Annotated in this window: 10 protein-coding genes; all 10 read left to right on the forward strand. The window is 71.5% G+C overall.

Annotated elements, in window-relative coordinates; genetic code table 11:
• Positions 1 to 6 precede the first annotated feature (6 nt).
• The 10 genes from thrC to glyA all read left to right on the forward strand — a co-directional run bounded on the left by thrC (position 7) and on the right by glyA (position 11,922).
• A complete protein-coding gene (gene thrC / locus AB0A61_RS29560; RefSeq protein WP_361298764.1) occupies positions 7 to 1,065 on the forward strand; it encodes a threonine synthase in 1,059 nt (352 codons plus the stop codon).
• Positions 1,066 to 1,738: 673 nt separating this feature from the next.
• Complete coding sequence (gene thrB / locus AB0A61_RS29565) at positions 1,739 to 2,668, forward strand: homoserine kinase (RefSeq protein ID WP_361298767.1); 930 nt, start codon at positions 1,739 to 1,741, stop codon at positions 2,666 to 2,668.
• Between the two features lie 404 nt (positions 2,669 to 3,072).
• Positions 3,073 to 5,088, forward strand: a complete 2,016-nt coding sequence (gene rho, locus AB0A61_RS29570) for a transcription termination factor Rho (RefSeq protein WP_361298770.1) — start codon at positions 3,073 to 3,075, stop codon at positions 5,086 to 5,088.
• A gap of 361 nt (positions 5,089 to 5,449) precedes the next feature.
• On the forward strand, positions 5,450 to 6,589 hold the full coding sequence (locus AB0A61_RS29575; RefSeq protein ID WP_361298773.1) for an LCP family protein: 1,140 nt from the start codon (positions 5,450 to 5,452) through the stop codon (positions 6,587 to 6,589).
• 159 nt (positions 6,590 to 6,748) lie between these two features.
• On the forward strand, positions 6,749 to 6,970 hold the full coding sequence (gene rpmE, locus AB0A61_RS29580; RefSeq protein WP_030740744.1) for a 50S ribosomal protein L31: 222 nt from the start codon (positions 6,749 to 6,751) through the stop codon (positions 6,968 to 6,970).
• 109 nt (positions 6,971 to 7,079) lie between these two features.
• The gene (gene prfA / locus AB0A61_RS29585; RefSeq protein WP_361298776.1) at positions 7,080 to 8,147 is read left to right on the forward strand and encodes a peptide chain release factor 1; all 1,068 of its coding nucleotides are present in this window, start codon (positions 7,080 to 7,082) and stop codon (positions 8,145 to 8,147) included.
• An 80-nt stretch (positions 8,148 to 8,227) separates the two neighbouring features.
• Complete coding sequence (prmC, locus tag AB0A61_RS29590) at positions 8,228 to 9,067, forward strand: peptide chain release factor N(5)-glutamine methyltransferase (protein WP_361298779.1); 840 nt, start codon at positions 8,228 to 8,230, stop codon at positions 9,065 to 9,067.
• A gap of 52 nt (positions 9,068 to 9,119) precedes the next feature.
• Entirely contained in the window at positions 9,120 to 9,767 is a 648-nt protein-coding gene (locus AB0A61_RS29595; RefSeq protein ID WP_361298782.1) for an L-threonylcarbamoyladenylate synthase, read from the forward strand.
• Between the two features lie 88 nt (positions 9,768 to 9,855).
• Positions 9,856 to 10,539, forward strand: a complete 684-nt coding sequence (locus AB0A61_RS29600) for a protein-tyrosine-phosphatase (RefSeq protein ID WP_361298785.1) — start codon at positions 9,856 to 9,858, stop codon at positions 10,537 to 10,539.
• Between the two features lie 144 nt (positions 10,540 to 10,683).
• Positions 10,684 to 11,922, forward strand: a complete 1,239-nt coding sequence (gene glyA, locus AB0A61_RS29605) for a serine hydroxymethyltransferase (protein ID WP_361298788.1) — start codon at positions 10,684 to 10,686, stop codon at positions 11,920 to 11,922.
• Positions 11,923 to 11,926: the final 4 nt, after the last annotated feature.

Here is an 11,926-nt window from a genome sequence, read left to right on the forward strand (position 1 = left end):
CCAGCAATGACCCACCAGTGGCGCGGAATCATCGAGGAGTACCGGGACAGGCTGCCGGTGTCCGACAGCACGCCGGTCGTGACGCTCCGGGAGGGTGGCACGCCCCTCGTGCCCGCGCAGGTGCTCTCCGAGCGCACCGGCTGCGAGGTCCACCTCAAGGTCGAGGGCGCGAACCCGACCGGGTCCTTCAAGGACCGCGGCATGACCATGGCCATCAGCAAGGCCAAGGAGGAGGGTGCCAAGGCCGTCATCTGTGCCTCGACCGGCAACACCTCCGCGTCCGCGGCCGCCTACGCCGTACGGGCCGGCATGGTTTCGGCCGTTCTCGTGCCGCAGGGCAAGATCGCGCTCGGCAAGATGGGCCAGGCCCTCGTGCACGGCGCGAAGATCCTCCAGGTCGACGGCAACTTCGACGACTGCCTCACCCTCGCCCGCGCGCTCAGCGACAACTACCCCGTCGCGCTGGTCAATTCGGTCAATCCGGTGCGCATCGAGGGCCAGAAGACGGCCGCCTTCGAAATCGTCGACATGCTCGGTGACGCGCCCGACATCCACGTCCTGCCGGTCGGCAACGCGGGCAACATCACGGCCTACTGGAAGGGCTACCAGGAGTACGCCGCCGACGGCGTCGCCGGGCGCACTCCGCGCATGTGGGGCTTCCAGGCCTCCGGCAGTGCACCGATCGTGCGCGGCGAGGTGGTCAAGGACCCGTCGACCATCGCCACCGCGATCCGCATCGGCAACCCCGCGTCCTGGACGTACGCCCTCGCCGCGCGGGACGAGTCCGGCGGCGTCATCGACGAGGTGACGGACCGTGAAATCCTGCGGGCCTACCGTCTGTTGGCCGCGCAGGAGGGTGTCTTCGTCGAGCCGGCGTCCGCCGCGTCCGTCGCCGGTCTGCTGAAGGCCGCCGAGCAGGGCAGGGTGGACCCGGGCCAGCGCATCGTGTGCACCGTCACCGGCAACGGCCTGAAGGACCCCGACTGGGCCGTGGCCGGCGCCCCGCAGCCGGTCACCGTCCCGGTCGACGCGGCGACGGCGGCGGAGCGCCTCGGCCTGGGCTGATCCGGCGGCAGAGAGAGGAGCCCGGTCGGGCCGCGCCACGGCTCGGGGCGCCCGGTCGGGCCGGGTTACGGCATCGCCCGGCTCGCGGCCAGGCCGGGCTACGGCATCCGGGCGCCGGTCAGGCCGTACGGCGGCGGCCGAGACGCTCGGGCGGCGGCCCCGCGCCACGGCATCCGAGGAGCCCGGGGCAGGGCGTCCCGCGGCCTCCGAGGAGCCCTGGGCAGGGCGTTTCGCGGCCTCCGAGGAACTCCGCGCAGGCCACGCCACGAGGGCCGGACGCCCGGCGGCACCGGGCGTGCCGGACGCCTTGCGCCACGGGCCACCCCACGGCATCCGGCAGCCCCGCCACCCGGCGGCTGCCGGGCGCTTCGCCCGCCGCCCTGCTGCGGCCGCGCACCCGGTCGCCCCTGGTCGCGCAACCGGGCGACCTCCCGGAGCGTCCTCATGGTGGGACCTTCGGGAGGGGTGCACAGGGGGCTTACGACACGCATCGTGCGCCTCCTGTGCGCCCTATGTCGCCACAGAACCTTCCTTCGATAGGCTGTACTGAACCCGCCCGCCGCATATGCCCTCGCGTATGGCGCGGTGCCGCGCCGTCTTTGCGGCCTGAGGGTCCTCCCGTTCCCATCGAATGTCTTCGACAGTCACGCAGTTCAAGGAGAGTCATCGAGCGATGGCCGGTCCAGCCTTCCGCGCCGCCGCCGTACGGGTGCGCGTTCCCGCCACCAGCGCCAACCTCGGCCCGGGCTTCGACGCCCTGGGCCTTGCGCTGGGGCTCTACGACGACGTGGTCGTCAGGGTGGCCGACTCCGGGCTGCACATCGACATCGCGGGCGAGGGCAGCGAGACGCTGCCGCGCGACGAAAGCCACCTTCTCGTACGTTCCTTGCGCACCGCCTTCGACGTCCTCGGCGGACAGCCGCGCGGCCTGGAGATCGTCTGCGCCAACCGCATCCCGCACGGCCGCGGCCTCGGCTCCTCGTCCGCCGCCATCTGCGCCGGCATCGTCGCCGCCCGCGCCGTGACCATAGGTGGCGAGGCCAAGCTCGACGACACGGCCCTGCTCGAACTGGCCACCGAGATCGAGGGCCACCCCGACAACGTGGCGGCCTGTCTGCTGGGCGGCTTCACCCTGTCCTGGATGGAGCGCGGTGCCGCCCGGGCGATCGCGATGGAGCCCTCCGATTCCATCGTTCCGGTGGTTTTCGTGCCCGGAAAGCCGGTCCTCACCGAAACCGCACGCGGCCTGCTCCCGCGCACCGTGCCGCACGTCGACGCCGCCGTCAACGCGGGCCGCGCCGCGCTGCTCGTCGAAGCCCTCACCCGGCGCCCCGAACTGCTGCTGCCCGCCACCGAGGACCGTCTCCACCAGGAGTACCGCGCCCCGGCCATGCCGGAGAGCGCGGCGCTGGTGGAACGGCTGCGCGCGGACGGCATCCCCGCGGTGATCTCCGGCGCCGGACCCACCGTGATGGCACTGGTGGACGCGGGCACCGCGGACAAGGTGGAGCAGCTGGCGGGCAAGGACTGGGCCGCCAACCGGCTGAGTCTCGACCTGCAGGGAGCGAGCGTGCTGCCGCTCGCGGCTCCCAGTGTGGATTAAAAACGTGCGCTTGCCGGATTTGGAGAGGGGGAATGTTTGTTGGATCCGGTAGTGTTAACCTCAAGTCTGCACCCGACCCCACCATGGCGAGGTGCCTCGTGTCCCCGTCCGGGACAGACATTCTTCCGGGAGCCCCCCAAGCCGCACTGTGTGGTGTACGCCGTACCTGGGCAGTACGTCGTACGCGGACACTGAGCGGTCCGGCGGACACGCTCCGGAATCGGTGCGACCACGCCACGTGACACTGGGTGCCACGGCTGGTGGAAGCGCCATCACCAGATATCTCTTCCGCCGCTTTGGCGGACCACCGCCCCGGCACGGTCCATAGAGCAAGGACCTCGCCGGACAGCACAACCGGTCGCCGAGCCAGACAGGCCGACGTCCGCTCCAGGGAAGGACCCTTCGTGAGCGACACCACCGATCTGATGGGCGCACGTGTCGAGGAGACCGCTGCCGCGCCCGCCACGGACGCCTCCGCGCCTGCCACTGGTGCCGGCTCCCGGCGGCGCCGCGGTACCGGCCTCGAGGGCATGGTGCTGGCCGAGCTGCAGCAGGTCGCATCGGGCCTTGGCATCAGGGGCACGGCGCGTATGCGCAAGAGCCAGCTGATCGAGGTCATCAAGGAGGCGCAGGCCGGGGGTACCGCCCAGGCCGGAGGCGCTGGGGGAGGTGCCCCCGCCGCCAAGGCCGAGTCCGCCGCCGGGGACGCCACCGAGACGAAGCCGAAGCGCCGCTCGACCTCCCGCGCCCGTACGGGTGACGACGCCTCCGCCGCGGAGAAGAAGACGGCCGAGGCCCCCGCGGACAAGGCCGTGTCCCAGCAGCAGATCGAGATCCCCGGTCAGCCGGCCAGCGAAGACGCCCCGGCCGAGCGCCGCCGGCGCCGCGCCACCGCCGAGGCGGGCAGCCCCGAGACGGTCGCCGCCGAGGCGAAGAGCGAGCCGAAGGCCGAGACGCCCGCCCAGCCGCAGCAGCAGGCCGAGGTCAAGGGCGACGCCGGTGACGGCGGCGAGGGCCGCCGCCGCGACCGCCGTGAGCGCGGCCGTGACCGTGACCGCGACCGCGACCGCCGCGGCAAGGGCGACGACCAGCAGCAGGGCCAGGGCGGCCAGCGCCAGCAGCAGAACCAGCAGCAGGGCGGCGGCCGTCAGGACCGCAACGCCGGTCCGCAGGACGACGACGACTTCGAGGGCGGCCGCCGGGGCCGTCGCGGCCGCTACCGGGACCGCCGTGGCCGCCGTGGCCGCGACGACGTCTCCGAGCCGCAGATCGCCGAGGACGACGTCCTGATCCCGGTCGCGGGCATCCTCGACATCCTCGACAACTACGCCTTCATCCGTACCTCGGGCTACCTGCCGGGTCCGAACGACGTGTACGTCTCCCTCGCCCAGGTCCGCAAGAACGGCCTGCGCAAGGGCGACCACGTCACCGGCGCGGTCCGCCAGCCCAAGGACGGCGAGCGGCGCGAGAAGTTCAACGCGCTGGTCCGGCTGGACTCCGTCAACGGCATGGCGCCCGAACACGGCCGTGGCCGCCCGGAGTTCAACAAGCTGACCCCGCTGTACCCGCAGGACCGCCTGCGCCTGGAGACGGACCCCGGCGTCCTCACCACCCGCATCATCGACCTGGTCTCGCCGATCGGTAAGGGTCAGCGCGGTCTGATCGTGGCCCCGCCGAAGACCGGCAAGACCATGATCATGCAGGCGATCGCCAACGCGATCACCCACAACAACCCCGAGTGCCACCTGATGGTCGTCCTCGTCGACGAGCGTCCGGAAGAGGTCACCGACATGCAGCGGTCGGTCAAGGGCGAGGTCATCTCCTCGACCTTCGACCGCCCGGCCGAGGACCACACCACGGTCGCCGAGCTCGCCATCGAGCGCGCCAAGCGCCTGGTGGAGCTGGGTCACGACGTGGTCGTGCTGCTCGACTCGATCACGCGTCTGGGCCGTGCGTACAACCTCGCCGCCCCGGCCTCCGGCCGCATCCTGTCCGGTGGTGTCGACTCGACCGCCCTGTACCCGCCGAAGCGCTTCTTCGGTGCGGCCCGCAACATCGAGGACGGCGGTTCGCTGACCATCCTCGCCACCGCCCTGGTGGACACCGGGTCCCGCATGGACGAGGTGATCTTCGAGGAGTTCAAGGGCACCGGCAACATGGAGCTCAAGCTCGACCGGAAGCTCGCCGACAAGCGCATCTTCCCGGCGGTGGACGTGGACGCGTCCGGTACCCGTAAGGAAGAGATCCTGCTCGGCGCCGAGGAGCTGGGCGTCGTCTGGAAGCTGCGCCGGGTGCTGCACGCGCTCGACCAGCAGCAGGCGATCGAGCTGCTCCTCGACAAGATGAAGCAGACCAAGTCGAACGTCGAGTTCCTGATGCAGATCCAGAAGACGACCCCGGCGCCGGGCAACGGCGACTAGGCGCTCTGCTGCGTCCGCGCCCCCTGACCGGTGCGCCGAGGCCGCCTCCGGTCACGGGGGCGGCCTCTTCGTCTGCGCGGGCCGGGCGAGACCTTTGCCACAGGTGTTGCGGTCGGTACCGACTTGGTGTGGTCCGTCCCGGCCTCTTGAAACCGCAGGTGAGCCGGGCCGCGACGGTGGACAGGGACACGGGGCGTGTCCATTCGTGCACGTGGCGGCCACCGTGCGTTGTGCAACCCTTTCCCGAGTTCCCCCGTCTGACCGTACGAGCGACGATGGTGCGGTACGTGCCGGTCTGGGCGGACCGGGCCTGACCCTGGAAGCAGGGGGTAGCCGACCGTATACGAGAACCGAGGAGCGCATGCCTGCCGAGAGCACGCCGGACCCCGCGATACCGGGAGAGACCGGCCTGACGAACCCCAGCCGCCGCGCCAAGGGCCGCCGCCGCAAGCCGCCCACCGGCGGGCGCAGGGCTCTGAGGGTCACGGCCTGGACCGCTGCGGGGATCGTCGTGATCGGCGGCACCGGCGCCGGCTACGTGTACTTCAAGCTCAACGACAACCTCAAGACGGTCGACATCAACCAGGCCCTCGGCACCGACCGGCCGACCAAGGTCGACAACGGCTCCGAGAACATCCTGGTCCTGGGCTCGGACACCCGCGCCGGCGGCAACAAGAAGCTGGGTGGCGGGATCGACGACGGCAGCGCCCGCTCCGACACGGCGATGATCGTGCACGTGTACGAGGGACACAAGAAGGCCAGCGTGGTCTCCGTCCCGCGCGACACCCTCGTGGACCGACCGGTGTGCACCGACACCCATGGCACGAAGCACCCCGCCGCGCACGGCGTGATGTTCAACGAGGCGTACTCCACCGGCGGCGCCGCCTGCACCGTCAAGACCGTCGAGGCGCTCACCGGCATCCGTATGGACCACTACCTGGAGGTCGACTTCAGCGGCTTCCAGAAGCTCATCGACGAGCTCGGCGGCGTCCAGGTCACCACGACCAGGAACATCCACGACCCGGACAGCCATCTGGACCTCAAGTCCGGCACGCACACCCTCGACGGGCAGCAGGCCCTCGGCCTGGTGCGCACCCGGCACGGCGTCGGCGACGGCTCCGACCTGGGCCGCATCCAGCTCCAGCAGGCCTTCGTCAAGGCACTGGTCAACCAGGTCAAGCACATCGGCCTGTTCACCAACCCCAAGAAGCTGTACGACCTCGCCGACACCGCGACCAAGGCCGTCACCACCGACTCCGACCTCGGCTCGGTGAACTCGCTGATGTCCTTCGCCGACGGACTGAAGGGCATCAGCTCGTCGAACATGAACATGGTGACGATGCCGGTTCAGTACGACAGCAGCAACGCCAACCGGGTCGTGATCGAAGAGGCCAAGGCGAAGCTGATGTGGAACGCGCTCAGGAACGACCGGCCCATCCCGGCGAGCGCCACGAAGGGCACGGCCACCGGCGAAGCCAAGGGCGTCGTGAGCGCCTCGTAAGGGACGCGGGCCCGCCCGCACGGCCGGGGGGAATAGACGACCCCGGCCCCCGGTTTTGGGGGATGGCCCCAGTCCTGGCAGACTGGTACGTCGGCTCCGGTTCACGCGTCCGCATCCCGCGGCTGCGACCCGGCGCCCTCCCGATCCATAGGAGACACCTTGAAGCGCGACATCCACCCCGCGTACGTCGAGACGCAGGTCAGCTGCACCTGCGGCGCGTCGTTCACCACTCGCAGCACCATCGAGTCCGGCACCATCCGGGCCGAGGTCTGCTCCGAGTGCCACCCGTTCTACACGGGCAAGCAGAAGATCCTCGACACCGGTGGCCGTGTGGCCCGCTTCGAGGCCCGCTTCGGCAAGGCCGCCGGCTCCAAGAAGTAGCGAGCCCCATTTCGCCGGTCCACGGCCGCGCCCCTCGCCGGGGTGTGCCCGGGACCGGCGTTTTTGGTCGCCCGCCTTCCCCTTTCCCCGCAGTACAGGAGCCGAAAAGATGTTCGAGGCCGTCGAGGAACTGGTCGGTGAGCACGCCGACCTGGAGAAGAAGCTCGCCGACCCGTCGGTCCACGCCGACCAGGCCAATGCGCGCAAGCTGAACAAGCGCTACGCCGAGCTCACCCCGATCGTCGCCACGTACCGCTCCTGGAGGCAGACCGGCGACGACATCGAGACCGCGCGCGAACTGGCCGCCGACGACCCGGACTTCGCCGCCGAGGTCAAGGAACTGGACAAGCAGCGCGAGGAACTCACCGAAAAGCTCCGCCTGCTGCTGATCCCGCGCGACCCCAGCGACGACAAGGACGTCATCCTGGAGATCAAGGCGGGCGCGGGCGGCGACGAGTCCGCCCTGTTCGCCGGCGACCTGCTGCGCATGTACCTGCGCTACGCCGAGCGCGTCGGCTGGAAGACCGAGGTCATCGACGCCACCGAGTCCGAACTGGGCGGCTACAAGGACGTCCAGGTCGCCGTGAAGACCCGCGGGCAGACCGAGCCCGGCCAGGGCGTGTGGGCCCGCCTGAAGTACGAGGGCGGCGTGCACCGCGTGCAGCGTGTGCCGGCCACCGAGTCCCAGGGCCGTATCCACACCTCCGCCGCCGGTGTCCTCGTCACCCCTGAGGCCGAGGAGGTCGACGTCGAGATCAACCCCAACGACCTCCGTATCGACGTCTACCGGTCTTCCGGGCCCGGCGGCCAGTCCGTCAACACGACCGACTCCGCGGTGCGCATCACGCACCTGCCCACCGGGGTCGTCGCCTCCTGCCAGAACGAGAAGAGCCAGCTGCAGAACAAGGAGCAGGCGATGCGTATCCTGCGCTCCAGGCTGCTCGCCATGGCGCAGGAGGAGGCGGAGCGGGAAGCCGCCGACGCCCGCCGCAGCCAGGTCCGCACCGTCGACCGCTCCGAGAAGATCCGCACCTACAACTTCCCGGAGAACCGCATCTCCGACCACCGCGTCGGCTTCAAGGCGTACAACCTGGACCAGGTCCTGGACGGCGACCTCGACGCGGTGATCCAGGCCTGCGTCGACGCGGACTCGGCCGCCAAGCTCGCGGCCGCGTAAGGCACACGTAGCACGAGGACGAGTACCGGAGGACCAGCGTGCAGCAAGAATTTGGGGGGCGACCCCCAAGCCCCCGCAGCGTGCTGCTCGCGGAGGTGGCCCAGGCCACCCAGCGGCTGGCCGACGCCGGCGTGCCCTCGCCGCGCAACGACGCGGAGGAGCTCGCCGCGTTCGTGCACGGTGTCAAGCGGAGCCAGCTGCATGCCGTGAAGGACTCGGACTTCGACGCCCGCTACTGGGAGGTCATCGCCCGCCGGGAGCAGCGCGAGCCGCTCCAGCACATCACCGGGCGGGCCTACTTCCGCTATCTGGAGCTCCAGGTCGGCCCCGGTGTGTTCGTCCCGCGCCCGGAGACGGAGTCCGTGGTCGGCTGGGCCATAGACGCCGTGCGCGCCATGGACGTCGTGGAGCCGTGCATCGTCGACCTGTGCACCGGCTCGGGCGCCATCGCGCTGGCCCTCGCCCAGGAGGTGCCGCGCTCGCGAGTGCACGCCGTGGAGCTGTCCGAGGAAGCGCTCCAGTGGACCCGCAAGAACGTGCAGGGGTCCCGCGTCGACCTGCGCCAGGGCGACGCCCTGACCGCCTTCCCGGACCTCGACGGCCAGGTGGACCTGGTCATCTCCAACCCGCCGTACATCCCGCTGACCGAGTGGGAGTACGTCGCTCCCGAGGCGCGGGACTACGACCCCGAGATGGCGCTGTTCTCCGGCGAGGACGGACTGGACCTCATCCGCGGCATAGAACGCACCGCCCACCGGCTGCTGCGCCCCGGCGGCGTCGTCGTCATCGAGCACGCCGACACCCAGGGCGGACAGGTGCCGTGGATCTTCACCGAGGAGCGGGGCTGGGCCGACGCCGCCGACCACCCCGACCTCAACAACCGGCCGCGGTTCGCCACCGCACGTAAGGCGATGCCGTGATCCCCACCATGACTTCAAGCCAGCAGTACGCGTACGAGGAGGCCCGCTGACAATGGCACGGCGATACGACACCAATGACGCGACCGACCGTGTGACGGGTCTGCGTGAGGCCGCGTCCGCCGTCCGCCGGGGCGAGCTCGTGGTGCTGCCGACCGACACCGTGTACGGCATCGGCGCCGACGCGTTCTCCTCCGAGGCCGTGGCCGACCTGCTCACCGCCAAGGGCCGGGGCCGCAACATGCCCACGCCCGTCCTCATCGGCTCCCCGAACACGCTGCACGGCCTGGTCACGGACTTCTCCGAGATGGCCTGGGAGCTCGTCGACGCCTTCTGGCCGGGCGCCCTGACGCTCGTCGCCCGCCACCAGCCGTCGCTGCAGTGGGACCTCGGTGACACCCGGGGCACGGTTGCCGTGCGCATGCCGCTGCACCCGGTCGCCATCGAACTGCTCACCGAGGTAGGCCCGATGGCCGTCTCGTCCGCCAACCTCACCGGCCACCCCGCCCCGGAGACCTGCGACGCCGCGCAGGAGATGCTCGGCGACTCCGTCTCCGTCTACCTGGACGGCGGCCCCACCCCCGGCAACGTCCCGTCCTCCATCGTCGACGTGACCGGCCGGGTGCCCGTGCTGCTGCGCGAGGGTGCCCTGTCGCCGGACGAGCTGCGCAAGGTCGTACCCGACCTCGAGGTGGCGAATTGACGGCCCCTGACTCCCCCGGGCTCTCGGCCGGTCCCCCGCTCTCGGCTCCGCTCGAGCGGGGGCACCCCCATGAGCAGGGGGTACCCCCATGCGAGGCATAGGCGACGGGCACGTGACGGGGAGCCCGGTGGAGCCGGGTCTGTCCCGCGACGCCTTCCGCATCCTCCACGTCAGCACCGGAAACGTGTGCCGCTCGCCGATCACCGAGCGGCTGACCCGCCATTTCCTCGCGGACCGGCTCGGCGGTCCTGTCCCCGGCTGTGCCGGGGCGCGTCCCGGCAGCGGTCTGGTGGTGGAGAGCGCGGGCACCTGGGGCCACGAGGGCGCGCCCATGGAGGCGAACGCGGAGGCGGTGCTGGCCGACTTCGGCGCGGACGCCTCCGGCTTCGTCGGCCGGGAGCTGCTGGACGAGCACGTCATCCGGGCCGACCTGGTGCTCACCGCGACCCGCGACCACCGCGCCCAGGTGATCTCCATGGGCCACTCGGCGGGCCTGCGGACCTTCACGCTCAAGGAGTTCACCCGCCTGGTGAAGGCGATAGACCCGGCGACGCTGCCCCCGGTGGAGGACGGCGTGGTCGAACGCGCCCGCGCCCTGGTCCGCGCGGCCGCCGCTCTACGCGGGTGGCTGCTGGCGCCGACCGCCGAGGCGGACGAGGTGTACGACCCCTACGGGGCGCCGCTGTCGTTCTTCCGGGCGATCGGGGACGAGATACACCAGGCGCTGGACCCGGTCGTCACGGCTCTCACCGGCGTACCCGCGAGGACCTGACGGCCGCGCGCTCTCCGGCGTGCCCGGTGGCCGTACGGCCGCGTCGGCGCGGGCGTACTCCCTGGGACACGGCAGCCGCGCGTCGCCCCGGTCACCGGCCTACATTGGGACGTACGCCGCACCGCCGACCGTCCGGAGCCCAGCATGTCGGTCATCCCCGTCCCCCAGGCCGATGTCCTGCGACGGCAGGATCCCGAACTGGCCGACATCCTGCTCGGGGAGGCGGACCGGCAGGCGACGACGCTGCAGCTGATCGCGGCCGAGAACTTCACCTCGCCGGCGGTGCTCGCCGCGCTCGGCTCGCCGCTCGCCAACAAGTACGCCGAGGGCTACCCCGGCGCCCGGCACCACGGCGGCTGCGAGATCGTCGACGTGGCCGAACGCCTGGCCATGGAGCGGGCGCGGCGGCTGTTCGGCGCCGAGCACGCCAACGTGCAGCCGCACTCGGGCTCGTCGGCGGTCCTGGCGGCGTACGCGGCCCTGCTGCGCCCCGGCGACACCGTACTGGCCCTGGGCCTGCCCTACGGCGGGCACCTCACGCACGGCTCGCCCGCGAACTTCTCCGGCCGGTGGTTCGACTTCGTCGGCTACGGGGTGGACGCCGAGACCGGTCTCGTCGACCGCGACCAGGTGCGCACCCTGGCCCGCGCGCACCGGCCCAAGGCGATCGTGTGCGGCTCCATCGCCTATCCGCGCCACATCGAGTACGCCTTCTTCCGGGAGGTCGCCGACGAGGCCGGTGCCTACCTCATCGCGGACGCCGCGCACCCGATCGGCCTGGTCGCCGGGGGAGCGGCCCCCAGCCCCGTGCCGTACGCGGACGTGGTGTGCGCCACCACCCACAAGGTGCTGCGCGGCCCGCGCGGCGGAATGATCCTGTGCGGGCGCGAGCTGGCCGACCGAGTCGACCGGGCCGTGTTCCCCTTCACCCAGGGCGGCGCCCAGATGCACACGATCGCTGCGAAGGCCGTCGCGTTCGGCGAGGCGGGGATGGCGGACTTCAGCCGCTACGCCCATCAGGTGGTCACCAACGCCCGTGTCCTCGCGGCATGGCTGGCCGCCGAAGGCCTGGCCGTCACCACCGGCGGGACCGACACCCACCTGATCACCGCCGATCCGGCGCCGCTCGGCGTCGACGGGCGCACCGCGCGCGGGCGGCTGGCCGCCGCCGGTATCGTCCTCGACTGCTGTGCGTTGCCGCACACCGACGCCCGCGGGCTGCGGCTCGGCACGGCCGCGGTGACCACGCAGGGCATGGGCCCGCAGGAGATGGAGTCGATCGCTGTGCTGTTCGGCAAGGTCCTGCGGGGCGAGGTGGACGGGGCGAGGGCGCGTGAGGACGTGCGCGAGCTCACCGGTAGATTTCCGCCGTATCCCGGCTGAGGCG

The organism is Streptomyces sp. NPDC046197, assembly GCF_040646295.1.
Classification (GTDB): domain Bacteria; phylum Actinomycetota; class Actinomycetes; order Streptomycetales; family Streptomycetaceae; genus Streptomyces.